Source organism: Congregibacter brevis (genome assembly GCF_045689245.1).
Taxonomy (GTDB): domain Bacteria; phylum Pseudomonadota; class Gammaproteobacteria; order Pseudomonadales; family Halieaceae; genus Congregibacter; species Congregibacter brevis.
In genome coordinates this window covers 3,633,598-3,657,205 of record NZ_CP136865.1, presented here as the reverse complement: position 1 = coordinate 3,657,205, position 23,608 = coordinate 3,633,598, and the positions used below count along the sequence as shown (strand labels likewise).

The 23,608-nt window shown below is 53.3% G+C and carries 26 protein-coding genes; 12 read left to right on the top strand and 14 right to left on the bottom strand.

Annotated features, from left to right (window positions below; all coding sequences use genetic code 11):
* The first annotated feature begins 51 nt into the window (after positions 1 to 51).
* The 6 genes from ribE (at position 52) to ribA (ending at position 3,726) form a co-directional block, all read left to right on the top strand.
* A complete protein-coding gene (gene ribE, locus R0137_RS16325) occupies positions 52 to 525 on the top strand; it encodes a 6,7-dimethyl-8-ribityllumazine synthase (protein WP_407327481.1) in 474 nt (157 codons plus the stop codon).
* 1 nt (position 526) lies between these two features.
* A complete protein-coding gene (gene nusB / locus R0137_RS16320) occupies positions 527 to 979 on the top strand; it encodes a transcription antitermination factor NusB (RefSeq protein ID WP_407327480.1) in 453 nt (150 codons plus the stop codon).
* Entirely contained in the window at positions 966 to 1,898 is a 933-nt protein-coding gene (gene thiL / locus R0137_RS16315; protein ID WP_407327478.1) for a thiamine-phosphate kinase, read from the top strand. Before nusB ends, thiL begins: the two co-directional genes overlap by 14 nt.
* Before the next feature lie 42 nt (positions 1,899 to 1,940).
* A complete protein-coding gene (locus tag R0137_RS16310; RefSeq protein ID WP_407327477.1) occupies positions 1,941 to 2,423 on the top strand; it encodes a phosphatidylglycerophosphatase A in 483 nt (160 codons plus the stop codon).
* On the top strand, positions 2,420 to 3,046 hold the full coding sequence (locus R0137_RS16305; RefSeq protein ID WP_407327475.1) for a TIGR02281 family clan AA aspartic protease: 627 nt from the start codon (positions 2,420 to 2,422) through the stop codon (positions 3,044 to 3,046). The genes R0137_RS16310 and R0137_RS16305 overlap by 4 nt, the downstream gene beginning before the upstream one ends.
* A gap of 86 nt (positions 3,047 to 3,132) precedes the next feature.
* Positions 3,133 to 3,726: a GTP cyclohydrolase II gene (gene ribA, locus R0137_RS16300; protein ID WP_407327473.1), complete on the top strand. Its 594-nt coding sequence runs from the start codon at positions 3,133 to 3,135 to the stop codon at positions 3,724 to 3,726.
* A 32-nt stretch (positions 3,727 to 3,758) separates the two neighbouring features.
* Here the strand turns inward: ribA and R0137_RS16295 are convergent, their stop codons facing one another.
* The 10 genes from R0137_RS16295 to R0137_RS16250 form a co-directional block, all read right to left on the bottom strand.
* A complete protein-coding gene (locus R0137_RS16295; protein ID WP_407327471.1) occupies positions 3,759 to 4,601 on the bottom strand; it encodes a polyprenyl synthetase family protein in 843 nt (280 codons plus the stop codon).
* On the bottom strand, positions 4,601 to 4,852 hold the full coding sequence (gene xseB, locus R0137_RS16290) for an exodeoxyribonuclease VII small subunit (RefSeq protein ID WP_407327469.1): 252 nt from the start codon (positions 4,850 to 4,852) through the stop codon (positions 4,601 to 4,603). The genes R0137_RS16295 and xseB overlap by 1 nt, the downstream gene beginning before the upstream one ends.
* Before the next feature lie 63 nt (positions 4,853 to 4,915).
* On the bottom strand, positions 4,916 to 5,557 hold the full coding sequence (locus R0137_RS16285) for a class I SAM-dependent methyltransferase (RefSeq protein WP_407327468.1): 642 nt from the start codon (positions 5,555 to 5,557) through the stop codon (positions 4,916 to 4,918).
* A gap of 202 nt (positions 5,558 to 5,759) precedes the next feature.
* The gene (locus R0137_RS16280) at positions 5,760 to 6,677 is read right to left on the bottom strand and encodes a glycosyltransferase family 2 protein (protein ID WP_407327467.1); all 918 of its coding nucleotides are present in this window, start codon (positions 6,675 to 6,677) and stop codon (positions 5,760 to 5,762) included.
* Between the two features lie 76 nt (positions 6,678 to 6,753).
* Positions 6,754 to 8,247: a lipopolysaccharide biosynthesis protein gene (locus R0137_RS16275; protein WP_407327465.1), complete on the bottom strand. Its 1,494-nt coding sequence runs from the start codon at positions 8,245 to 8,247 to the stop codon at positions 6,754 to 6,756.
* Between the two features lie 39 nt (positions 8,248 to 8,286).
* Positions 8,287 to 9,378 (bottom strand): Gfo/Idh/MocA family protein, encoded by a 1,092-nt coding sequence (locus R0137_RS16270; RefSeq protein ID WP_407327463.1) that lies wholly within the window; start codon positions 9,376 to 9,378, stop codon positions 8,287 to 8,289.
* A gap of 42 nt (positions 9,379 to 9,420) precedes the next feature.
* Positions 9,421 to 10,578: an ATP-grasp domain-containing protein gene (locus R0137_RS16265; RefSeq protein WP_407327461.1), complete on the bottom strand. Its 1,158-nt coding sequence runs from the start codon at positions 10,576 to 10,578 to the stop codon at positions 9,421 to 9,423.
* Positions 10,579 to 10,593: 15 nt separating this feature from the next.
* Positions 10,594 to 11,706 (bottom strand): DegT/DnrJ/EryC1/StrS family aminotransferase, encoded by a 1,113-nt coding sequence (locus R0137_RS16260; RefSeq protein WP_407327459.1) that lies wholly within the window; start codon positions 11,704 to 11,706, stop codon positions 10,594 to 10,596.
* 63 nt (positions 11,707 to 11,769) lie between these two features.
* Complete coding sequence (gene dxs, locus R0137_RS16255) at positions 11,770 to 13,722, bottom strand: 1-deoxy-D-xylulose-5-phosphate synthase (protein WP_407330038.1); 1,953 nt, start codon at positions 13,720 to 13,722, stop codon at positions 11,770 to 11,772.
* Between the two features lie 75 nt (positions 13,723 to 13,797).
* Complete coding sequence (locus R0137_RS16250) at positions 13,798 to 14,541, bottom strand: hypothetical protein (protein ID WP_407327457.1); 744 nt, start codon at positions 14,539 to 14,541, stop codon at positions 13,798 to 13,800.
* Between the two features lie 139 nt (positions 14,542 to 14,680).
* Here R0137_RS16250 and R0137_RS16245 point away from each other — a divergent pair, with 139 nt between their 5' ends.
* Genes R0137_RS16245 through R0137_RS16235 form a run of 3 tightly spaced genes read left to right on the top strand, consistent with a single transcriptional unit; the run spans position 14,681 to position 17,966 of the window.
* Positions 14,681 to 15,880, top strand: coding sequence for a GGDEF domain-containing protein (locus R0137_RS16245; RefSeq protein WP_407327455.1), 1,200 nt, complete (start codon positions 14,681 to 14,683; stop codon positions 15,878 to 15,880).
* Between the two features lie 2 nt (positions 15,881 to 15,882).
* Positions 15,883 to 17,055 carry a glycosyltransferase gene (locus tag R0137_RS16240; protein ID WP_407327453.1) on the top strand — a complete coding sequence of 391 codons (1,173 nt, stop codon included), beginning with the start codon at positions 15,883 to 15,885 and terminating at the stop codon, positions 17,053 to 17,055.
* Positions 17,052 to 17,966, top strand: a complete 915-nt coding sequence (locus tag R0137_RS16235; RefSeq protein ID WP_407327451.1) for a glycosyltransferase family 2 protein — start codon at positions 17,052 to 17,054, stop codon at positions 17,964 to 17,966. The genes R0137_RS16240 and R0137_RS16235 overlap by 4 nt, the downstream gene beginning before the upstream one ends.
* Here the strand turns inward: R0137_RS16235 and R0137_RS16230 are convergent.
* A complete protein-coding gene (locus tag R0137_RS16230; protein WP_407327449.1) occupies positions 17,963 to 18,364 on the bottom strand; it encodes an RNA-binding S4 domain-containing protein in 402 nt (133 codons plus the stop codon). The two genes, R0137_RS16235 and R0137_RS16230, sit on opposite strands and share 4 nt — an antisense overlap.
* A complete protein-coding gene (yrfG, locus tag R0137_RS16225) occupies positions 18,361 to 19,023 on the bottom strand; it encodes a GMP/IMP nucleotidase (RefSeq protein ID WP_407327447.1) in 663 nt (220 codons plus the stop codon). The genes R0137_RS16230 and yrfG overlap by 4 nt, the downstream gene beginning before the upstream one ends.
* Positions 19,024 to 19,070: 47 nt before the next feature.
* On the opposite strand from yrfG, the gene cysQ reads away from it, so the two are divergent.
* From cysQ to R0137_RS16210, 3 genes are all read left to right on the top strand, one after another.
* The gene (cysQ, locus tag R0137_RS16220; protein WP_407327445.1) at positions 19,071 to 19,901 is read left to right on the top strand and encodes a 3'(2'),5'-bisphosphate nucleotidase CysQ; all 831 of its coding nucleotides are present in this window, start codon (positions 19,071 to 19,073) and stop codon (positions 19,899 to 19,901) included.
* A 97-nt stretch (positions 19,902 to 19,998) separates the two neighbouring features.
* A complete protein-coding gene (locus R0137_RS16215; protein ID WP_405271743.1) occupies positions 19,999 to 20,244 on the top strand; it encodes a YdcH family protein in 246 nt (81 codons plus the stop codon).
* Between the two features lie 28 nt (positions 20,245 to 20,272).
* The gene (locus tag R0137_RS16210; RefSeq protein WP_407327442.1) at positions 20,273 to 21,520 is read left to right on the top strand and encodes a sterol desaturase family protein; all 1,248 of its coding nucleotides are present in this window, start codon (positions 20,273 to 20,275) and stop codon (positions 21,518 to 21,520) included.
* 54 nt (positions 21,521 to 21,574) lie between these two features.
* Here the strand turns inward: R0137_RS16210 and R0137_RS16205 are convergent, their stop codons facing one another.
* Together R0137_RS16205 and R0137_RS16200 are read right to left on the bottom strand one after the other, a co-directional pair.
* Entirely contained in the window at positions 21,575 to 23,176 is a 1,602-nt protein-coding gene (locus R0137_RS16205) for a cation:proton antiporter (protein WP_407327440.1), read from the bottom strand.
* The gene (locus tag R0137_RS16200) at positions 23,169 to 23,597 is read right to left on the bottom strand and encodes a hypothetical protein (RefSeq protein WP_407327438.1); all 429 of its coding nucleotides are present in this window, start codon (positions 23,595 to 23,597) and stop codon (positions 23,169 to 23,171) included. Before R0137_RS16200 ends, R0137_RS16205 begins: the two co-directional genes overlap by 8 nt.
* Positions 23,598 to 23,608: the final 11 nt, after the last annotated feature.

Genomic DNA, 23,608 nt, shown 5'->3' with positions numbered 1-23,608 from the left:
ACAGCTATCCTATTGCTGCGAAGAATTGAGAAGAACTGAGAAGAGTTGATCATGAGTAATTTAAACACTATCGAAGGAACCATGACTCACACTACGGGGCGTTACGCTTTGCTGGTGGGTCGTTGGAATAGTTTTGTGGTGGAGCATTTGCTTGAGGGCGCAATAGACACCCTGAAGCGTCACGGTGTTGCAGACGCGCAGATCACCATTATTCGTGTTCCCGGCGCCTTTGAAATACCCCTGGCCTGCCAGCGCTTAGCCAAGACGGGTGATTACGATGCGATTGTTGCTCTGGGGGCCGTGATTCGTGGTGGCACCCCGCATTTTGAGCACGTTGCAGGGGAATGTACCAAAGGTATAGCCCAAGTGAGTCTGAGTCATGATATCCCCATATCCTTTGGGGTGTTAACGGTGGATAGCATCGAGCAAGCGATCGAACGTTCTGGCACCAAAGCCGGTAACAAGGGTGTTGAGGCTGCGTTGTCCGCATTGGAGATGGTAAGCCTTCTGGGGCAGCTCGGCTGAGGTGTCTAAGCAGGCTCAACAAGAACTGATCGCCCGTCGTCGTAAAGCACGTCACTACGCACTACAGGCACTCTATCAGTGGCATATGGCTGGTGCGACTACCACGGACATAGAGGCTGAGTTTCGCACGGACTATGATTTTTCCGTGGTGGATTTGGAGTACTTTCAAACGCTGATTCACGGTGTTCCGCCTCTGGCAGATGAGCTTGATGGTCTGCTTGAACCATTACTGGATCGCGAGCTACGTGAGCTTGACCCCATTGAGCGCTCTCTTTTGCGCATGGGGGGATTTGAGCTTCGAGATCGTATCGATGTTCCCTATCGGGTAGTTATCAATGAGTCCGTAGCTCTGGCCAAAAAATTTGGCGCGGCAGAGAGTTACAAGTACATCAACGGCGTGCTGGATAAGCTGGCGCGGCAATTACGTGGTCCTGAGGTTAGTGCCGGACGCTAAGCAGCCGCGCGGCGAATTTAGCCTGATCGCGCAATATTTCAGCACGCTTGATAAAAGCTCGGACGTCGTCCTTGGGAATGGCGACGACGGCGCTGTGCTTCAGCTGAAGACCGGGGAAGAGCTTGTTGTCTCGGTAGACAGCATGCTTGAAGACGTGCACTTCCCTAGGAATTCTCCTCCCGCAGATGTTGCTTATCGTGCCGTGGCCGCGGCAGCAAGTGACCTTGCAGCGATGGGGGCCCGACCTCTTGCCATGACCCTGGCGCTAAGTATTCCCCATGCAGATGATGCCTGGCTAAGCGATATCCGTTCGGGTTTGAGCGATGCCGTTTCTGATTTTGATCTCCCTCTGGTGGGAGGTGACCTGACACGAGGTGCGCTCTCACTCAGTGTTCAGGTGATGGGTGCCGTTCCTAGTGGACAAGCCATCCGTCGAGATGGCGCTAGGCCCGGAGACCTGATCTATGTCAGCGGTTCGCTGGGAGATTCAGCTGCAGGCCTTGCACTTATCGAGGGTCGTCTTACGGGAGATGTACAGGCTGCGGATGCCTTGCGCGCGCGATTTTGGCGTCCATTCCCTGCTCTTGATCTGGGCGTGAGTCTTCGGCGTCAGGCCACCTCTGCGATCGATGTGTCTGATGGGCTTCTAGCCGATCTTGGGCACATAGCAGAGGCAAGCAAGGTCTGTGTGTACGTAGACTCCGCGCTCATTCCCCTTTCTCAGGCATTGAAGTCCGTTGTTTCGACTGAGCAGGCTCTGTCCTGGGCGCTGGGGGGAGGGGAGGATTACCGCCTGTGTTTCACTTTGCCTGAATCCGTCCCACCTCCTGAGGGGAGTATACGAATAGGCTGCGTTGAAAGCGGCTCAGGTGTACGCTGTGATGCAGCAGGCGAGATCGATGGATACCGCCATTTTTAGCGTGACCGCCGTTTGGGAGTTTTCAACACTATGGTGCCGACAGTGAGCGCCCCGCCCCGCCCAAAACTTTCCGATCCCATACAGCTACTGGCTTTTGGCTTTGGTTCGGGACTTGCCCCGAAAGCGCCGGGCACTGTAGGTACCGTGGCGGCACTGCCGTTGTACTGGCTCATGGCCCCGCAACCTTTGTGGATCTACAGCGCAATAGTTGTCGTCGCTGCATTGTTGGGTATCTGGATTTGTGATCGTGCGAGTACAGCGCTAAACGTGCATGATCATCCGGGCATTGTTTGGGATGAGTTTGTAGGACTGTGGATCGCCCTGTGGGCCGTCCCGGTCGAACCGCTGTGGGTTCTCGCTGGTTTTTTGGTGTTTCGAATATTCGATATCGCCAAGCCTTGGCCCATCGGCTGGCTTGATCGGCGAGCTGGAGGCGGTTTCGGCATTATGATCGATGATGTTGTGGCGGGTATTTTTGCTTGCCTGACCCTCCACCTTGCTTTGTGGCTGGTTGCTGGCCTATGAGGTTTTATTTACTGATCTGGGTCTTTGCGTTCGCGCCAGTGCTCAAAGCAGAGATCCTTGTGGAGGCGCTGCTTCCCGGACTCGCGGTGATGAAGATTGATGGTCAGCGGGTCACATTGAGGGAAGGGCAAAGCGAGGGTGGCGTGCTTTTGCTGACGGCCGACGCCCAGTCGGCTTTAGTAGAGATAGGCGGACAGCAACAGCGCTTACGTGTTTCTCAGCGGATTAGCGGTCAGTTTAGTGAGCCCAAAGAGCGCAGTGTCGCGATTCCTCGCAACGAGCAAATGCAATATGTGACGAGCGCAGAGATTAATAACATTCGTCTCGCAATGCTCGTGGATACGGGGGCGAACATCATCGCGCTAAATAGCAGGGATGCGCGAGCCGTGGGCATTGCGGAAGATGAGGGTGTTGCGGCTAGAGTCCAGACGGCGGGGTCTATAGTGCCTGCCAGGCGAGTACTTCTTGATTCGGTAATCGTAGGCGGAATTCGTGTAGACGGCGTGGCCGCAACGGTGATCGAAGGGGAGCAGCCTTCCGTCGCGCTCTTGGGAATGAGCTTTCTGCAGCACGTGGATATGCAGGAGCAGAGCGGGATTCTTACCTTGAAAGCACGTTGGTGACCCGCGCGGTGGCTTCTGTTTTAACGGTTCGTGAGGCTCCTGAGCTCTGTTAGACTAGCGCGCCCTTGTAGTTGCTGGATAGATTAGTGTCAGTAAGATTTGTTGAGGCCTCGCGTTTACCCACAGACTGGGCCGTGTTCACGATGCACGGTTTTGAGGATGTTGAGGCGAATAAGGAGCATCTAGTGCTTACGCTGGGTGACGTCTCGACCGGCGAACCGGTACTCACGCGAGTGCACTCTGAGTGTCTTACGGGGGATGCCCTTTTTAGCCTGCGTTGCGATTGTGGTAATCAGCTTCAGGCCGCGCTTCGCGCCATTGCTCACGAGGGTCGTGGTGCCTTGCTCTACCTTCGACAGGAAGGTCGTGGTATCGGTTTACTGAATAAGATCAAGGCTTATCAGCTTCAGGACGAAGGGGCAGATACCGTTGAAGCGAATGAGCAGCTGGGGTTCGGAGCAGATATGCGTGATTACACCATTGTCCGGCCCATGTTTGAGCACTTGCAGATGAGTCGAGTGCGGCTCATGACTAACAATCCACGTAAAGTTGCAGCGCTTACTGAGTTGGGTATTGATGTCGTGGAGCGTGTCGCGCTGCAATGCGATAGCAATCCGCACAACGAGAAATACCTGCAGACTAAAGGGTCCAAGCTCGGTCATATGTTGGAGGAGCGCTGAAGCGCTTTTTGGCTCCCAGCGCCCGAGAAGACTTAGCGGTCGCGTTTCACCATTTTTGCTAGGAGCTCGCGAAGCACTTCTGTGTTTTCGTCCCACTCGGCGATTAAGCTCAGAGATTCTTGATAGAGTTCCAGCGCTGCAGACTCAGCGGCTTCCAGTCCCATCAGTGCGACATAGGTTGTTTTCCCTGCAGCGGCGTCTTTGCCTGCGGTTTTGCCAAGCGTTGTGCTGTCGCTTCGAACATCAATCACATCGTCTATGATTTGAAACGCTAGCCCGATTTTGTCGCCAACGACTCTGAGCGTAGCGACTTGAGAAGCGCTGGCCTCTCCCACTATCCCGCCCATGACCAGTGCCGCTGTAATCAGCGCTCCTGTTTTGAGCGCATGGATTTTCTTGAGCTCATCCAGAGAAAGCTCTTTCTGCGTTGCTTCTATATCGAGCCCCTGGCCACCCACCATGCCATCGAATCCCGCCGCTTTTGCGAGGCATTGGACGAGCTCAATGCGCTGCTCGGCGCTTAGCTGATCGTCGTTGGCGATTAGCTCAAATGCCTTGGCCTGCAGGCCATCTCCCACAAGGATTGCCGTCGCCTCGTCGAACGCCACGTGTAACGTGGGGTGACCACGGCGAAGATCGTCGTCATCCATCGCGGGGAGATCATCGTGGATCAGCGAGTAAGTGTGGATGAGCTCGATAGCTTCGGCTGATGCTCTAGCCTTACGGTCCGTAGACTGGCCGCCGATTGCCCGTGCCGCCGCTTCAAGGAGTTGGGGGCGGAGGCGTTTGCCTGAATTCATACTTGAAGCTAAGAGCGCTCGCTCCAATACTGTTGTCGCAGTAGCTTTCTCGGCCACAACACGCCCTCCAGTCATTAGTCAGAGGCTCCATCCAATTCGTCTTGCTTCGGTGATGAGGTCTTCTCGATGATAGCGACTTGTTCTTCTGCTGCGCTAAGACGTTCTTGTGCGAGTTTTATCAGATCTACGGCCTCTGCGTAGACACTACTCGCTCGCTCCAAAGGAATATCAGCTGACTCTAAATCACGAGTCAGTTCGTCGATCCTATTACTTATATCAGCGAAGGAATCCGAAGTTTCGTTCGCTGTCTTCTTTGGCGTTTTCATTCAATTTCTCGGCTGTTAGTGGGTCGAACGGTAGACGTCTTCCACTACGGAAGATTGTTCCAATCATGAGGAGTTTGGTTTCTCAAACAAGAATAACGGTTCTCGAGGGTTTATGCCTGATCGTTTCGGATCAATGTGCGCAAGGACTTGCTTGTGTTCCACTGCTTTCGACTTGAAGCCCGCCTGCTCTACAAGATCGAAGATATCAGAGCCAAACAGGCGGACGTGGTCTTCCTGTCCGTAAGCCTCCAGTCTTGCTGCATCTGCGGTTATTCCCGGGTCGCAGAATGTTGATCGAAGCATTGAGCTGTAAGGCGTTTGCAGAATTGCCAGCCCACCTGGTTTTAGCACACGAAAAAACTCACTTAACGCCGACTCGAGATTATCAATGTGCTCCAGCACGTGGTTTGCAATCACGACATTGACGGATTGCGGGGGTAGAGCAAGGTTCTCTACATTCATTTGCGATGAAACGAGCGGCTTTTTTGCTAAGTCGATGGCGAGGTAGATACTGGGCCGCTGATCCAGAACAAAGCTGCGGAGAGTTTTTTCCGGAGCTACGTGCAAGACATTCGCGTCGCTGAATCGCGAGGCGAGGCCGAGCGCTTCTATGTAGAGCAGTAAGTGTCTATCTCTATCATTGCAGCCGCACCATGGACACTCGAAGTGATTCACATCACTGCCTATGACATGCAGAACCTTCATTAACGCGGGGCTGTTTCTATCGCCACCTCGGTGGCTCAAAAAACGTCCCAAGCTTTTGCTGCAGGCAACACAGCTGGACGAAGAGAGCAGGGGCGGGCGACACATCAGTGCCCACAAGGCTCGGCCTGGGTGACGTATTCGTCGGATTCTAAACAACGGCCGTAGTCTCCTTTACTGATCAGACGGTAGGGGCGCGAAGCAGTTATGCTTTAACTAGCCTGAGCTTCCTCAGCGCCCTATAGAGCATAGAAGTACCCAAGCGAAGTCCATACAGCTTGATGGAGAGAAGTATGATGTTTTGCACGTGTAGTAAGGCCAGCGCAGATTCTCTCTCTTCCAGGCGATAGGCTGCCAGCAATGCATTGGTGATTACGGCATTTGCCACTTGATCGTTCTTGCTCTGCATAGAGTGGACGCCGGCGGGGTGAACTCTTTGTCGTATCGGCTGTGCCTCAGAAATAAATTTTCCTTTTCCAAAGTCGCCCAGTAGAGACCACATAACCAAGTCTCCGTAGGGCGCGCGTGTAAGCTGATCAGGCCAAATTTTTATTTCGTTGCGAAAACAGGCACTCGAAGTGAAAAGCGACGTCGTTGACTGCAGCTCTAAGCTACTGAGATCTTGCCGCCGGGCGGTAAGTTGAGTGACCTCTTGTGTGTCTTCGATGACTCCCTGTGAATCAGTAAAACAAAGAACAAAGTCTTGATTAGTTTCCAGGAAGTCTACTTGCAACTGTAGTTTGCGCGGGTCGACCCAAAAGTCATCGCCGTCGCACACGGCAATGTACTTACCTCGGGCCAAAGTGAAGACATGGTTTGCCAGCAGCCTGCAACCCTTCGACCATTGATTTTCATCTTGAACAACAAGTCGAATGAGTCGCGGATAGATTGATCTGAGTTCCTCTAGTATCTCTGTCGTACCGTCGGTGGAGGCATCGTCGTGCACAATGATTTCAAAGGGGAAAGACGTTTTCTGAATGAGGAACCCGTGGACAGCGTCACGAATGAACTCTCCGTGATTAAATGTGGTGCAACAAATAGATACCAATGGCGTCAACGCATCCGACGACCATTGAGCCAACACCGCGGATTCCGCAGGAGGCACAGATATGGGGTCAGTCATCTAGTGGCCTCGCCTTTGATTGATGGTACTTCCGAAGCATTCGTTTTGCGCGCGCTTTGTACTTCATAGCTAAGGTTTATGACCCTCTAAAAAATGTCTCTCTAAAAAAACGAGCCAACAAAGGAGAGGAGATGATGCCTGTGATTACTATCGCCAAGCCAGCAGTAAGCAGAGTAATGAGAGCGCCGATTCTGTCCTGAGGAAGCGTTATTACATGTTTGAAAGTAAACGTAGTGACTAGTATCCCGCTGATGGGTAGGATGACTGCGCGGAGCCAGTCTCGGTGTTGTAGCGAAGGCAGTAGACGCTTCGCAACCCACAATGACCAGCAAAGCGCCGAGGTGTTAACGAGCATCCAAGCCATACCCGCCCCCTCGATACCCCTAAAATGTATAAGAACAGGCAGGCTGATAAGCAGTCCTGCGGTGGAAAAGGCGGCTCCGATGAGATGGTAATGGAGATTGCCTTTTGCGACCTGCAGATAGTACGGAACGGATCCGAGTACGAGTGCCAAGTTTCCAAGGGAGTACCAAGAAGCCGTTGTGATGACATCTGCGTATTGTTTTGGGCCCGCATCTAACCAAATGTAAAACACATCTTCCATAAAAAAACCGAGGGTCACTGCGACCGCTCCGGCGAACACTGATGCCGCAGTAAGTGCAGCCAAGAAAGTTGTGTGGAGTGCTTCAGATTCATTCGCTTCCGACAGTGAGGTGAACCTCGGTATCAATACGCCGCCGAAGGGACCCGCTAGTATCAACACTCCCGAAGCGATGGTGATGCCGAGCATAAACTCGCCGAATTCACCTAGCGGCAACATGTTCGAGAGAATGACTCTGTCTGCTTGGCTTGCGACAGACCACAGAACAAGCGCGGCGGAAAGGGTGCCCGTGAGGTACAGCTCGGACTTCAGGTTCCTGACTTCGACTCTAGCGAAGAGGGGATGGGGAAGGTTTTTTCTGACAACGAAAAGGATACACAGTAATTCGACAACGCTACATGAGGCTTGAAACCAGAAAAAGGTACTGAGCGATAACCCGGGCCAGACTAGAAGTGCAGCGCCAAGTCCGTAGCGCAATACATTTCCGAGGACTTGTACTGCACTTGCAGTTACAACCCATTCCATCCCGAGGGCATTAGCCCTGAGGAATCCTATGATCCACCTGAAACCCAATTGAACAAAAATGGCAACAAGGCAGGTTTGGACGGTGGTTGATGGGAGGTCTTCGACGCTCAACCAAATTGTTGCTACAGCGTTAGCACCTCCAAAGCCTGCGATCAGGATGGCGCAGAAGCCGGCTGCTGCAAATAACAAAACCAGCCTGAAGATAGCGTGAAATCGCGCGGTATCTCCTTTCTCTTTGAAGCTTGAGGTAGCGCGCATCAATGAAGTAGCTACGCCTAGATCCAGAAGTACGATCAGCGATTGAACCGTGGCGAGGACCCCTATAAGCCCATAGGCCTCTTTGCCCAAAAAATTCAGGAAAATCGGGGTGGCAATAAGTAGGCCCAAGGCTCCAGAGAGCTGGGCTATCAGTGCAGAGGCTGCATCGATACTTAACTTCCACATGCTCGTTGTCTTTAGAAAGTGATTATTTTTAAGGTCGGTTTAACGCGACTTGCGAATTGGGCTGCGGTGAACCTCTTCCAAAAATCGTAGGCCTCTTGCAGCCGCGTGGGCACTGTGCGCATGATCGCTGGACTCCGGCTGCCCTCGTAGTAATCCACTAAAGTCAGCATAAAGATTAGCAAATGCTTCAATGAAACCTGCAGGATGGCCGGGCTTGAAGCGGTTGTATTCTGGTTGTTCCAGCTCGGATTCTGCATGCCCGCGGCCGCGGTCGATAATCTCGCGCCTGCCATCGTTGAAACTAAGGAGTAGCTCCTCTGGATTCATTTGGTGCCATTCAGCCGCAGCGTCACTACCAAAGACCCTAACCCGCAGCCCATTGCGATATCCAAGTGCGGCTTTAGACCACCAGAAGTTGCCCAGGGCGCCGTTCTCAAAGGTGACGAGCGCATTAACGTTGTCGACGACGTCTGAGACAGCGCCGCTATGGCATTCTGTTGAGGATACAGACGTGGTCATCCCGCAGGGGGCTACGTACTCCGCGAGATGGGCCACGTGTACACCTAAATCAAGAGACACAGTGGGCACCTCGTAGTCGCGGATACGCCATTCTTGAGGAGCTGCCCCTTGTCGAAGAAAACCTTCCTGGGGCATCTCTATGGATACTTGTCGAATACTCCCCAGATGGCCGTTCAGTACTTGTTTTCGAATCTCCCGGACTGCCGGGTAGCCACTATAGTTAAAGGTAACAAGACACTGGCAACCACATTCATCTGCGACATCGGCGATTTTTTGCGCGTCGACACTGGAAGTTGCCAGACTCTTCTCGCAGATTACATCGATACCTTTTCTGAGCACGTGAAGTACGATTTCAGAGTGACTGGGTGTGGGAGTTAGCACGGCGACGGCGTCCAATTCGTCACCCAATACTTCGATCATGGTGCGCCAACAGTCAAAAACTCGCTCAGGCGCTAAGCCATAAGTATCTCCACTGCGCTCGTTGATTTCAGGATGGGTACTAAACGCACCGGCGACTATTTTGAAGTGCCCATCCATCTGCGATGCAATGACGTGGGTATAGCCCACAGCGGAGTTGATACCCCCGCCGATTAACGCAAGTTTGAGACTCACAACAGAATAACCTCTAGCATACTAAGCACGATGTACTGGATATCATGGTTTGACGCTTGAAACCTCATAAAGGGAGTCTTCCCAGCCTTCGCCAAGGGCTTTCGAGTGATATGTCGCATCCAGTGCTAAAAATAGGATACCGACCCGACCGGACTCGTCTATTTCTTCGCCGATGTTGATTAACGGGTAATACTCTACGACACGGTGAGAGTCGGATATTTCGAGCTGGGTCAACATTGATTTAGGAGGTCCCTTTACGGTGACTCTGAGGGTATTGGGTATGGAATCCTCAGTAGTTGCTTGCCGTGAAAGACTTTGGCCCAAAAAAGGTGCAACGTACGCGCCTGCGTAATCGAATCCCGTGCTGAGCTCGATCAATCGGGCGTACAGGTCTCCCGGACAACGTCTTGTTAGCTCGATCAGCTTAAAGCCATCTGGCCCTTCTATCCATTGCACGTGCATGAGGCCGTCGCAGAGATCCAGATGTTGAGAAATTAACTCCATCGCCGCTTCTACTTCTCTTCGCTTCGAGCCAGGAGTGTCATCGATAACTCGACTTAGGCTGACGCTGTAGCTGCCGCTGCAGCAGTGCTCTTCGACAAGAAAAGCGCGTGCCACCTTGCCGCGCTTCATGAAAAGGGAAGAGCTGTACAGATATCCCTCTACGAAGTCTTCCACGAGGAAGCTGTTAGATGGTGAGGAAGCTTTTGCATGACTAACAGCGCGAGCCAGTTCCGCTTCGTCGTTGAAGTGGATGACGCTAATGCCTCTCCCGGAGTATGCGTCAACGGGCTTCACGATCACCTTGGAACCCACTTCTATTGCTTCGAGATTCTCGTAGCTTTGCGGGCTGGGAACATCGAGTTCGTGGCACAAGGACCTAAATTTGGCTTTGTCGAAAATCATCTGTGATTGATCAAATGAATCGATATTGCGTACCCCGGGTTCATCTCGCAGGGAGCTGCTACTCAGGTATGAGATGTCCGTGCAACCGGGAATCAATGCGTCACTGTGACTCTCCACAAAGCTCTTTCGTAACAATGGCGTCCTTGAGTAGTCGCTTTGAATGTAGTCAGAGGCAATGTGAGTTAAGACGTCATCGGGCCGGTTCCCAACGACTGAAACATCAAAGCCAGCAGCGGTAGCAGCGTGGAGCAAAGGTTCAGCAGAGAATCCGGTATCGACGAGCAGTGCGCGCATGACTTAAAGGAGTCCTTAAAGTAACGCGCGGGTGAATGCTGAGCACACCCGATCTAAGTCTTTCGTATCCAGACTTGGGTGAATGGGTAAACACAAAACCTGCTCCGCCGCTCTTTGTGCATTTGGTAGATCGTTGCCTTTGCGAAAATCTTTGTAGCTTTCAAAGTCAGTTATCAACGGAAAGAAGTAGCGTCGTGCAAATACGCCGAAACTTTTGAGCTCGTTGTACAGAGCATCTCGATCTAGCTTGCACTCTTTGGACACTAACACCGGATAGTAGGAATAGTTAGAACGGTAGCCTTTGTCGCTGGGTAAGGTGACACAAGCCACCGATGCCAGGGCCTGGTTGTAATGCTCATGGGCCTTTTTTCTGGCGGCTATCAAGTCGTCAACGCGATCTATTTGAAGTAAGCCGATTGCGGCGTTGAACTCGCTCATTTTGGCGTTGATACCAATGCCATCGACCTCCGTTTCGCTTCGAAAACCGAAGTTTATTGCCAGGTCGACTTGTTCCTTAAGTTCAGTGTTTTTGGTTACGACACAGCCACCTTCAAAGGTATGGAAAACCTTTGTGGCATGAAAGCTTACGATGGATGCATCGCCGTGCGATAGCAGCGAACCACAGTCACAATCGACGCCAAAGGCATGCGCGGCGTCATAGATAACAGATAGTCCGTGATGGTCAGCAATGTCTTGAATAGCCTGCACATCGCAGGGTTTTCCGTAACAGTGCACGGGGACGATTGCTGAGGTGTTTTCCGTTACGGCGGCGGCGATTGCCGATGCTGAGATGTTAAACCCGTCTTCCTCAATGTCTACAAACACCGGTTTTAGCCCCGCCCAAACGATGGCGCTGGCTGTGGCTACAAAGCTGTAGGGTGTCGTTATAACCTCGCTTCCAACAGGCAGTTTGAGAGATTTGAGCGCGCAAATAAGAGCGAGTGTGCCATTTCCGCATAGTGTTACGTGGGCTGTTTGAAAGTATGACTCGAGCTGTCTGGAGAGCTTCTGAACAAGCGGGCCGTTGTTAGTTAGCTGAGAGCTGTCCCAAATGGATTCGAGAAGCGGGAGTAGCTCTTCAATCTCCGGGAGGTTTGGACGAGCTACAAAAAGCTCACTTTTAGGCATTTGACGGGGAGACCGTGCCTTGTGAACGGAGTGGGCTGCTCTCTCTTAACTCTGAGAATGGCCTCATGATTGTCGTTGGATTGTTGACCCGATGCGAAGGGGACTCACATTCAGACTTTTCGAGGACGTGTGTGCTTCTACAGCCTGCAGTATTGCAGCTTCACCGAGGCCCTCGGCAGTTCGAAGCGCACCTTGATCTCCGTGTTCAATGAATTGGTCTGGAATGCCGATGTGCCGAACTGGACAGCTATTGGTACTTCGAGCCAAAAATTCCGACACAGCCGATCCCGCTCCACCGGCAACAGCATTTTCCTCCACTGTGATTATCAGTTCATGGCTTGCCGCAAGCTCAAGGATAAGCTCTTCATCCAGAGGCTTAACCCAGCGCATATCCACTACCGTTGCGTCTAGCTCTTCTCCAGCCTTCATCGCTTCAGAAAAGAGTGCGCCAAAGTTGAGAATAGCGATGTCTTGCCCCGGCCGCACTAGCACCGCTTTGCCAATGGGTACTTCGGACATGGTTTCTTCAATCAGTGAGCCAGGTCCCGTGCCTCGGGGGTATCTAATGGCCGCAGGGCCTGGATGGCGATAGGCGGTATACAGCATTTGGCGACATTCGTTCTCATCAGAAGGTGCTCCAATCACCATGTTTGGTATGCAGCGTAGATAACTGATATCGAACGCGCCGTGGTGCGTAGGACCGTCCTGCCCCACTAAGCCCGCGCGATCGATTGCAAAGGTCACGTCGAGTTTCTGCAAAGCAACATCGTGTACTAATTGATCGTAGGCGCGTTGTAAAAACGTTGAGTAAATTGCTACGACGGGCTTTACGCCCTCGCAGGCCATGCCTGCGGCGAGCGTCACTGCATGCTGCTCTGCTATGGCTACGTCAAAAAACCGGTCGGGATACTGCTCTGCGTACTCCACCATTCCAGAGCCTTCACACATCGCCGGGGTAATCGCCATCAGCCGGTCATCGAGAGCCGCCATATCGCAAAGCCACTGCCCAAAGACATCTTGATACTTAACTTTTTTTAGAGCCGGTGCGGGTGGAGGTGGGACATCTCCCGCCTCCAAATTGGGTTTAATTTCGAGCTTGTTAATGGCGTGAAAGCCGATGGGGTCAGCCTCTGCGGGGGAATAGCCTTTGCCCTTCATGGTTAGTACATGCAAAAACTGTGGGCCCTCGAGATCGCGCATGTTCTCGAGAGTCTGAACCAGCTGAGGAAGATCGTGACCGTCAATGGGCCCTATATAGTGCCAGCCAAGTTCTTCGAAAAGGGTCCCCGGGGCGACCATACCTTTCATATGTTCTTCCGTGCGCTTTGCGAGGTCCCAGGCGGGCTTGATCTTCTTCAGTACTCGTTTTCCGCCTTCACGCATGCTGATGTAGGTTTTGCTCGCCCAAATTTTGGCGAAGTATTTCGCCAAGCCACCGGTGTTTCTGCCGATAGACATTTGATTGTCATTGAGAATAACCAGCATATTGGGGCGAACATCCCCAGCATGAGCCAATGCTTCGAAGGCCATGCCTCCGGTGATTGCTCCATCACCGATCACCGCTACCACTCTGCGAGGATCCTGTTCTCGAGCTGCCGCCAAAGCCATTCCCATGGCCGCCGAGATGCTGGTGGAGGAGTGGCCTACGCCAAAGGTGTCGTAGTCACTTTCGCTGCGCTTTGGAAAGCCCGCTAGACCTCCCGCCTGGCGAATGGTATTCATGCGTTGCATGCGACCGGTAAGGATCTTGTGCGGATAAGCCTGATGGCCAACATCCCACACCACTCGGTCACGCGGCGTATCAAAAACCCTGTGCAGTGCTATGGTCAATTCAACGACACCAAGCCCCGCTCCGAAGTGTCCGCCCGACTGTCCTGCACTGAACAATAGGTAGGAACGTAACTCTTCCGGGAGAGCGAGTAACTCCTCTTCTGAGAGCTGTGACAAGTTGACGCCCTGGTCTATTTTATCCAGTGCGGGAGTGCTTGGTCTGGTGGTCGGGAGTTCGTTGAACATCGCGAAAGTGTAGCTCAAATTTCGCGCCGTTGGTGGCTATTGTTGTCGCCGGTTTTCGTTGGCGTTGATGGCTGATTATTGTGTGAGACGATTTTCCCGCGCAGTTTTCTCACGAGCCTTGATTTCGGTAGCCAGAAGTAGAGAAACCCGCGCATAGCCGGCGGGGCTCAGATTCACACCGTCCCCTCGATAGTACTCGGGATTCGGGCGACCATCTGTTCCGCGGAGCATGGGATTAGCATCGATGACCGTCAGATTGGGCAAATTGTTGGCCATTGCAGTGAGAAGCAAGCCTATATCTGAGATCTTCTGCTCATCGTCTGGGTGCAGTGGCATTTGGATTGGCGCGATAACGTAACGCCAGCTGCTGGCACCATATTCCTCATCGAGATCCAGCAGTGTTTTCATGCTTGCTTCGAAGTCTTCGGGGGTCTTCTCGTCCCTAAGGTGGAGGTCAGCGTAGCCCGGGAAAACTACGAGAACGTCGGGGCGATAGAACGCAGCTAAGCGATTGAAGTGATGGGTGAGATCTTCGAGGGTGGCGTCCCCTAAGGGGCGCATTAAGGTCGCTCTGGGTAGCAGACTAGCCGGCAGGTCCTTCCAAAGGCGAACTCGATGCCCGCCGATTACCACGATGGGTTCGTCAGGTATCGTCGCATTCAGGTCGCTGCCTATGAGATCTGCAATGTCCTTGTCCCAAACACTGGGTGATGGATCGAGATAGCTGCTCACGTCTCTTGATACGAGAAATGCGAAATGCACAATGGGCAAGCAGAGCAAGAGCCCGGCTATAGTCCGCAAAGTTTTCCATTGATACATAGCGTACCCCCCGTATTCTTGAACAAGTGTGTATTAGCGCGGAGTGGCTAGCAATGACCCATAAGAGACCCTGTGATCAAGGTCTCACCGTTTACATGATTGCTTACCCCTCACCGTCGCTGGGTGTACACTTTTAGCCATGATTTATTTGCGCAACATCCCGGAGGACGAGCTCTTCTCCGCTCAACTCGAGCTGCTTATGCAGCACGGTCGTGTTGCCTCTATGATGGCCAATTTAATAGGCGCGATCGCAGCGATGGCCCTGCTGTGGCCTTACTTCAAGACCGAGAGTCTTCTGCTCTGGGGTTTTGGCTTGATGATTCTTCTGTTGCTCAGATCCCTGTACATGAGCGGTGCCCTTGCTGATCGTCGGTACCTGCGGCGACCAAAGAGAGTTTTTTGGCAGCTTATATTGGGGTCAGCTGTCACAGGCTTGGTATGGTCGGCGACGTATATCTACGTGGGGGCTTATCTACCCACAACACTGCAGTACCTGCTTTTGCTCATTATCGTCATGATTGCTGCGATTTCTCTAGCGGTTATGGTTGTAGTTCGTGAGTACTTTTTGGTGTTCATTTTCTCCGCGCTCTGGCCCATAGCCTGGTGGTGTCTCGCGCACTTCTGGGACCAGCCAAACAACCTTCTTTTAGGCGTGTTGTTGCTGGCACTTACGGGCTTATTGGCTGCGGCTAGCAACGGGATTCATGAAACCTTCCGTCGCATGCTAAGTCTTAATTGGCAACAAGAAGCTATGGCACGCGAACTTGGTCAGATAACCAACTCTCTGCGAGATCGCAATCTGCAGCTTCAAGAGGCGCGGCGACAACTGACGGATCTTGCCAATATCGATGAGTTGACGGGATTGGGCAATCGTCGGCTGGTGAATCAGACATTGAGAGAAGAAGTGAATCGCGCACGGCGTAGTCATGGCTGGTTGTCGGTTGTATTGATCGATGTCGACTTTTTCAAGAAGTATAACGATACCTACGGCCATCCCGCCGGCGATGAGGTTTTACGGCGTATAGGCGACATCATGCAACGGGCAACGGCTAGAGCGGGTGAGGTGGCGGCGCGCTACGGAGGCGAGGAGTTTATTCTGGTCTTGCCCGGTGCCCGGGTCGCGGATGCTCTTCGCACAGCGGAGCGATTGAAGTTACTGGTACACGAAGAATGTATTCCGCACAGTGCGTCGGATGTTTCGGATCGCATCAGCATTTCGCAGGGAGTTCTATCCATAATGCCTGATGAAGATGTGGATCCTGGCGTGTTAGTCGACCGAGCTGATGCCGCGCTTTACGAGGCTAAGCGAGAGGGGCGTGACAGAATCGCCGTGGTGTAACGATGAATGAAGCGCGGGAAGGTCCGCGGCGTCTGGCTGTTTTCGGGGCCTACAGCGATCATGATCTCTATCAACGGAACCGGACGTTGGTTCAGATCCTCGATGCGTTCAGCGAAGCCACCGTTTACATTCGACCGCAAGCCCGAGCTACTGGAACGGGTTTTTCGTCAAATTTGAGTCTCTTCAAGCGCATGCGCGGCATGTTTAGTGATGCACTGTCCCTCTGGACGCAACGCGCTTTACTTCGGGATTGCGACACAGTCTTTGTTCCCTACCCCGCATACTTCGATTTACTCGTGCTTTGGGTAGCTGGCTACACAAGCGGAAAGCTCGTAGTTGCTGACGCTTTCCTTGAGTTGAACAGCACTGTTGTAGAGGATAGGAAGCTCATTCCTCCGCGCTCGCTCCGAGCGTGGTTGCTCAATGCCTTCCAGAATTTCACTTTGAGTCGGGCCGACATCGTGTTGATTGATACACCTGAGCAAGCGTCATTGTTGTGTCAGCATCTGAAAGGCAGCCCAATGAAAGTTGCCGATGTGCCTGTGGGCATTGACGAATCACTATGGACGGAAGTACCTTTTCCAGCTTTGTCAGAGCGTGTGCAGCTGTTGTTTTGGGGCACATTCATTCCATTACATGGTGTTGAACATATCGTTGCCGCAGCGCGTATTCTCGAGAGTCGAAATGTTCCAGCAGATCTGCTGCTTATCGGTGATGGGCAGATGGCGTCGGAGGTGGCGGAGGAGTTGAAGCAAGCCCCCGTGGCTCACTTACGGTGGAAAAGGGAGTTGGTGGACACTCAGGCGCTTAGGGCCGCGGTAACTCAAGCGCATGTAGTCCTCGGGGTTTTTGGCGATTCGAATAAAGCTGGTTCAGTGATTCCCTACAAGGTGCATCAGGGACTTGCCGCTGGACGGCCGGTAATCACGCGCAGTGGGCCGGCGACAGAGCGAATAGCTGACGAGCGGCGCGGCGTAATTCTATGCCCACCGAGTGATCCCCTGGCTCTGGCGTCCGCAATAGAGACCACTGTTACCCGCCTGAGAAATGGCTGGTCTCCGACGCCGCGTACTGTGTACGAGCAGAGCCTCGGGCGCAGCGTTCTAATGCGTAAGCTGGCTGCGTCACTCGGCGTGGATGTACCCGACCTCGAGGAAGTTGGTAGCCAATCGTGACAGCTATTGTTTGTATGGCGACCTACAACGGCGCCCGCTGGATTCAGGACCAGATAGACAGCGTCGTGGCACAGACGGATCAAGATTGGCAGCTACTGATTAGTGACGATGGTTCGACAGATGGCACCCTCGATCTGCTCCGCACCTGTGCCGCTGGTGACTCGCGTGTTCGGGTGTTGAGCCCGCGCCAGGCTCCAGCAGGTGTGATTGGCAACTTCGAGTACCTTCTTGGGGAGGCTGCCAAGATGACTAGTGATTTTGTAGCGCTTTGTGATCAGGATGATTTATGGGATCGCGACAAAATTGCCGCTCAGCGTGATCAGCTGAAGACCGCCATTGCATCCTGCAGCGATCCCGAACTGATCAACGAGCAGGGGGAGCCCCTGGGAAAGCGTTTGCTAGATCAACTAAAAGCGCCTGATCAGCCGGACGCTGACGCTTTGCTCGCACAAAACTCTGTAGTGGGCTGCACTTTGGCCATAAGACCAGACGTGCTCGATTTAGCGCTGCCTTTCCCGCCGGGACTACAGAACCACGACTGGTGGCTTGCTTTGTGTGCGCTGTGCAAAGGCCCTTTACTCTGCGACCAACAGGCGTTGGTCCAATATCGCCAGCATGACGCTAATATGGTGGGTGCGTATCGCCCCTTGAGGCAACTACGTCAGCTTCCCCGTCTGGTCTTGCGTCAGCGGCAGGTTCTTCTTTCGCAACTCGACGCGGTACGTAGCCTTGAAGCTCGTTTGATCGAACGCGATTGTGAAGTGCCTGTGGTCTTGCTCGATTACCTTTCTGAGGTGGGCGCGGACTCCTTAAGAGAGCGTATGTCTGCGCTTGCGGTCGGGAGGTTTGCTGCGCCCCACGCCGCGCTCAGAGCACTGCGTTTAGTCGCGTCAATCAGAGGTTTTCGCTAGCTGTCGTCAATATGGCGAAAACGATGAATCTGGCGCCGAGCACGCTTGTCGGGCTTCCCCGCTGGCCGGTCTATCATGCCTCCTGCGAGTTTCCGTGCTTGGGCTGACTGTTCGCGCCGCGCGATGCTCGCCTGGGTTTCCTCATACAATGCTTGCGCCTCGGGCGCGCCTCTCCGCTGATCGCTGAGCTGAATTACGACGATGTCGCGTTCGTCCCAGCCTTGTCGGATGCGAAGCTGATCGCCGATACCAATCTCCCGTGAAACTTTTACCCGTTGGCCCCCCAACTGCACTTTTCCTCCTTCGATGGCTTGTTTGGCAAGGCTTCGCGTCTTGAAGAAGCGTGCTGCCCAGAGCCATTTATCTACTCGCAGCTTTTCCGTTGATTGAGGGTTCATGGAAGCGAGGAGGGCATGATTTCGTCGAAGTGATGTATTCCCGGAAAGCGGGTATCAATACGTTTTTGCTGCGAGCTATCAGGCTGCAACAGTGTGAGTAGGTGCTGAATGCCATAGGTTTTGGCCGCGTCCAACACGGACTCGGTATCATCGATAAACAACGTTGTTTTCGGGTCAAAGGGATGAAGTTGCTGCAGGCGCTCCCAGAACACCTGATGTTCCTTAGGGGCGTGGAGATCGTGAGACACCACGATATGATCGAACCACTCCGTGATATCTACCTCTGCCATTTTAATATTCAGCGTTTCGCGGTGGGCGTTGGTGACCAACAGTACGTCCACAGGTTGGGACCGGAGCCAGCGGAGGAACTCAAGAGAGTAGGGGCGCACTCGAATCATATGTTTGAGTTCGCGTTTGAGGCTGGGAATATCCATGCCTAGCTCTCGAGACCAGTGGTCCAGACAGTACCAGGGCAGGGAGCCGCGAACCGACGCAAAGCCACTGTGTATCTGCGCGATGGCTTCGTCTTCCGCTATGCCTCGTTCTTGCGCGTAGGCGCGCGGGAGATACTCCATCCAGAAATGGTTATCGTAGTGAAGGTCCAGCAGGGTGCCATCCATATCCAGCAGCACCGTGCGAATGTTAGTCCAGTCAATCATCGCCGGGTGGTATAGTAGCGTTTATGCAATTCCATGGGCACCCAATCTTGTCTCGAAAGGAAATTGGGAGTCTTCTCGATCTCTGTCACAAGGCATCTGACAGCATCCTTGAGTGCTATTACGACGAAGCCAGCTCGGGTCTCTTAAGCAGCAAAGAAGATCAGACCCCGCTAACCAAGGCTGATTTGGCCTCCCATGAAATCCTTAGTGAGGGATTACATGCTCTGCGCCCCGAGTTCCCCCTGCTGTCCGAGGAGTGTGACAGTAGTGAGATAGCGGACCGGCACCATTGGGACAGATTCTGGATGGTTGACCCCTTGGACGGCACCCGCGAGTTCCTGGAGAGGACGGGTGAATTCACTATCAATATAGCTTTGATAGAGTCACAGCGCCCGACTTTGGGTCTGATTTACGAACCGCTTTTCCAAAGAGCCAGCCTTGGCATAGTTGGAGCGGGGGCTTGGCAACTGCAGTTCGAGTCTGACAACTGGCGGGCTGAGCCACTAAGCGTGCGTAAGCTTCCTGCCGATGACATGGTGCTGTTGGCTAGCAAGCGACACAAAAATCCTCGTCTTGAGAGTTGTATTGCCTATTTGTCCAACACCCATGAGCTATCCCGTAAGAACAGCGGAAGTGCACTGAAGTTTTGTGATTTAGCTAAAGGTCACGGCGACTGTTACCCGAGGTTTTCACTCTGTAGCGAGTGGGATGTGGCCGCGGGAGACGCTCTGGTGAGTGCAGCGGGAGGTGCGGTGTTCGGTATGGATGGAGATCCGCTTCTTTACAACGCTCGAGATAGCCTGCTCAGTCCCAATTTTATTGCCGTAGGCGACGCCTCATCCCCTTTGTGGGGTGGCTTGTTGGAATGCGTTCGTTGAGTGCTTTGAGGGGTCACAGAGGTCTTGTTTGCGAGCGAGGGCGCGGTTATCGTTCGTACTCTCTTCGCAGAGTGATTCAAGGCGAGAAACCCAGTACATGAACTGGCCACCGGGCAAAGAACCAGACGCTGACGCAGAAGCCGCAAACGAGGTTTTAACGCCGGCGATGCGGCTTTTACAGCTGCAAACCCGTCACCGTGCCTTGGATACTCGGATCGCGGAAATGCAGCTCTATCCCTATCAGAATCAGATTCTTTTACAGCGGTTGAAGAAAGAGAAGCTGCGCCTCAAAGATACTATTGCTCTTTTAAAGGATGACATGATTCCGGACCTCGACGCTTAACCGCGCCCGCCGAGTCGACTGCTGCGCCATGGACCTAGTTGTTTACGCCGTTCCGCTCTTCATTCTAGCCATGTTGTTTGAGTTGGTCTGGGGTTTTCGCGTGGGCCGGAACACCTACCGTGTGAACGATGCCGTAGGCAGTCTGTTTCTGGGAACACTCAGTCAGGCAAGAAAGTTCATAACCTTAGGTCTTGGTGGATATTTCTATCACCTCACTACTGAGTATTTTTCTCTCTCCCTGATGAGCAGCCAAAGCCTTTGGACCTGGGTGTTGGCCACGATTCTCTACGATTTTTGTTATTACTGGCTGCACCGCATGGGCCATGAGAGGACTATTTTGTGGGCAGCCCACGTCGCTCACCATCAGAGCGAGGATTACAACCTGTCTACCGCTCTGCGGCAAACCAGCTCGGGGTTCCTGCTCGGGTGGGTTTTCTATTTGCCCATGTTTGCGCTGGGGATACCGGCGGAAGTCATCGTTACCGTTGGTTCACTCAACCTCATTTATCAGTTTTGGGTTCATACGGAACATGTGGGCAAACTTGGCTGGTATGAATGGGTTTTTGTGACTCCATCTAACCACCGTGTCCATCACGCGCAAAATGATCGCTACCTAGACCGTAACTATGGTGGCCTTTTTATCCTCTGGGACCGCATCTTTGGCACCTTTCAGGAGGAGCTTGATACGGATCCCCCCGTGTATGGCATTCGAGGTGCCCTGCGCAGTTTTAACCCGCTTCGCGCTCTAACCCATATCTATACCGATATGTTTCGAGATAGCTGGAGGGCAAAGCGTTGGCGCGACAAATTGTATGTGTGGATAGCACCGAATGGGTGGAGGCCAGAGGATGTGGACGCGCGCTATCCAAGGAAGAAGTCGTCTCTGGAAGAGTTCGAACGCTTTGATCCTCCCACTCATGGCTTGGTGAGGGTCTATGCGCTGTTCCAGCTGGTGGCTGTGGTCGCGTTGCTTGGATATCTTCAAGCAGGCGCTGTTGAGAGTTACACCGTCGGTGTTGTGCTGGTGATAGCGATGCTCTGGACGACGGTATGCACAGCTCACTGGTTAGAAGGCGGCTCGCCTAAAACTAGCTTTGCGCAGGACATGCTGAGAGTGGTGTGCGGTTATTTTGGAGTCTTTCTGAGTCTAGGTGGTGGCAGTTTTGCGAATGCTAGTGCTGCGTATCTGACGCTAAATCTAGTATTTATCTTCGCTATGTTTTGGCGTCGGGGAAGCGTAGAGAACCGATTGGGGGATCAGGTAATAGAGGGATAATCGGTGTCGAGCCGCCAATGATTGCCTACGCGCTAAGGAAAGTCTACGTGTAGCCTAAGTGTTCTGTTCAGAGGCCTCTTTATCACCACGGCCGTCTTGTCTTCTTTCCCGTAAGCCCCGCGCAGCGTGAGCCGCGAAGCCTTCTCCCGCCTGAGCATAGAGATTGAACGCCGAGATACCCTTGGCCTCAAGGGCTGTTGCTTCTTCGTCAAATCGCACTACGGCCGCAATACGTCCCTTGTAGCCCATCCCTCGAAGGAGGTCCGCCACCAGCATATTCTCCTGATGGTTAGTGAGGGCCAGCATTACCAATTCCAGTTCATCCAAGGCAATGCGGTGCCAGAAATCCGGATCACTCGCATCGGCGGCTGCAACACGTCGGTGCATAGCCATGTGCTGCGTAAGTTTGCGATCGTTATCGTCGATACCCAAGACTTGGCGTCCATAACTACGGGCAATCGCCTCGTAGGCGCCGGTGCCGATATTTCCCATTCCCAGTATCAAGACCCGGACATCGCGAGTGTCTGGGCGCTGGGCGCGAACCATGGGGGATTCGTGACGCAGCAGGCGCACGCGATGCCGTCGATACAAACTATGCGATAGATGATTGAGGGGAGAAGACACCACAAAGCTCACCGCAATCGCGATAGACATAGCCCCACTCCACTCTGGCCCCACCCAGCCCTGAGTCGCTGCCACGGCGATCACAATAAGGCCAAACTCGCTGTGGTTCGCCAGACTATTCGACGCGAGGAGGGCGGTTCGCGGTGCAACGTGAAATCGCGTAAACAGAGGGAAGTAGAGTAGCGGCTTTAGTAGGGCCATACCGCCCAGGATCAAGGCGAGGATCATCAGGCTGGGTGACGGCCAGCCGCTCAGGCCAATAGACAAAAAGAAACCCACGAGGAAGAGGTCCTTAAAGTACAACAGGTTCCTCGCCAGCTCCTTACCCTTTTGTTCTCCCGCCAACAATACGCCGATAAGAAGCGCTCCCAAATCGCCTTTTATCCCCACACTGTCAAACACTTGCGCGCCCAGAATAGCGAGGGCGAAGCCTGCAAGCGTGAACAACTCGCCGTGTCCCGCGAGGCTGAGCAAACGCAGAATTGGGCGCCGTGCGGGCAGAAGAAGGAGTAGCCAAAGTGCTGAAAGTTCAGGCACTTTGCCCGTGGATGCGGCAAGAAACAGCACCGCCGCGAGATCCTGAATGATCAACACGCCGATAGCGAGGTTGGCGTGTCGGGATGCCATCTCACCCCGTTCCTGCATGATCTGAATAACGAAAACCGTACTGGAGAAGCTGAAAGCAAAGGCAATAATCAAGTTGACCGTGATGGACAGTCCCAGGCTTGGCAGTAGATGCTGCGCGAGACTAAGCACACCAAGAACGGCAAGCTGGGTAGCCAGCATATGGACGACGGTTGTCCCCCAAATCCGTGGCAACAGGAGATCCCGGATTTGCAGCTTTAGGCCAATACTGAACAATAGAAGCGTGATACCCATCTCTGACAGAGTTTGGAGCATCTCTCCGCCATCAACGTCGAGCTCGTGAAGAACAAAGCCTGCGGCAAGATAACCTATAAGCGCTGGCATTCCGACGGCTCTGCTCGCCATACCGCATAGCAAGGCGACGATGATTAACAATGGGTCAGGCATTCTCCACTCCGGATTTATCGGGCTCCAGAACATCGGAGTTGTCAGCATGGGCTCGCATGCCGGGTTCAATTTTCTGGTGTTGCGGGTGTAGTGATGCCCAAAGCGGAGGAACGCAAAGTAGCGCTATCGTGATATCGGAGGCAACGCGCAGAAGCTCCCAAGCCGGTATGTCGAGGGGATAAATTCCGAACCAACCGCGAAGAGGGAGTAGCGTGATAGCGAGAAACAGCGAAAACCGCGAGATCCCAAACAGTCCCAGACCAAGTACAAGGTAGAAAGTGCCCATCAGGGCAATGACCAGCAGTGTGGGGCTAGTGGGTAAAAGCCACAGCGAAAGGCACTGACTCGCTCCCGATAGGGTGGCGAGAATCGCCGCTAGGTTGCGGAGTTTAAGCGGGTCTGTATCCGGATGCGTGATCACGTCATAAACGT

Coding starts and splice junctions, on each gene's coding strand:
- ribE (WP_407327481.1), top strand. CDS start 52: ATGAGTAATTTAAACACTATCGAAGGAACCATGACTCACACTACGGGG.
- R0137_RS16305 (WP_407327475.1), top strand. CDS start 2,420: ATGAGGTTTTATTTACTGATCTGGGTCTTTGCGTTCGCGCCAGTGCTC.
- R0137_RS16295 (WP_407327471.1), bottom strand. CDS start 4,601: ATGACTGGAGGGCGTGTTGTGGCCGAGAAAGCTACTGCGACAACAGTA.
- xseB (WP_407327469.1), bottom strand. CDS start 4,852: ATGAAAACGCCAAAGAAGACAGCGAACGAAACTTCGGATTCCTTCGCT.
- R0137_RS16285 (WP_407327468.1), bottom strand. CDS start 5,557: ATGAAGGTTCTGCATGTCATAGGCAGTGATGTGAATCACTTCGAGTGT.
- R0137_RS16280 (WP_407327467.1), bottom strand. CDS start 6,677: ATGACTGACCCCATATCTGTGCCTCCTGCGGAATCCGCGGTGTTGGCT.
- R0137_RS16275 (WP_407327465.1), bottom strand. CDS start 8,247: ATGTGGAAGTTAAGTATCGATGCAGCCTCTGCACTGATAGCCCAGCTC.
- R0137_RS16265 (WP_407327461.1), bottom strand. CDS start 10,578: ATGCGCGCACTGCTCGTCGATACCGGATTCTCTGCTGAACCTTTGCTC.
- R0137_RS16260 (WP_407327459.1), bottom strand. CDS start 11,706: ATGCCTAAAAGTGAGCTTTTTGTAGCTCGTCCAAACCTCCCGGAGATT.
- dxs (WP_407330038.1), bottom strand. CDS start 13,722: ATGTTCAACGAACTCCCGACCACCAGACCAAGCACTCCCGCACTGGAT.
- R0137_RS16250 (WP_407327457.1), bottom strand. CDS start 14,541: ATGTATCAATGGAAAACTTTGCGGACTATAGCCGGGCTCTTGCTCTGC.
- R0137_RS16245 (WP_407327455.1), top strand. CDS start 14,681: ATGATTTATTTGCGCAACATCCCGGAGGACGAGCTCTTCTCCGCTCAA.
- R0137_RS16240 (WP_407327453.1), top strand. CDS start 15,883: ATGAATGAAGCGCGGGAAGGTCCGCGGCGTCTGGCTGTTTTCGGGGCC.
- R0137_RS16230 (WP_407327449.1), bottom strand. CDS start 18,364: ATGAACCCTCAATCAACGGAAAAGCTGCGAGTAGATAAATGGCTCTGG.
- yrfG (WP_407327447.1), bottom strand. CDS start 19,023: ATGATTGACTGGACTAACATTCGCACGGTGCTGCTGGATATGGATGGC.
- R0137_RS16215 (WP_405271743.1), top strand. CDS start 19,999: ATGAACTGGCCACCGGGCAAAGAACCAGACGCTGACGCAGAAGCCGCA.
- R0137_RS16210 (WP_407327442.1), top strand. CDS start 20,273: ATGGACCTAGTTGTTTACGCCGTTCCGCTCTTCATTCTAGCCATGTTG.
- R0137_RS16205 (WP_407327440.1), bottom strand. CDS start 23,176: ATGCCTGACCCATTGTTAATCATCGTCGCCTTGCTATGCGGTATGGCG.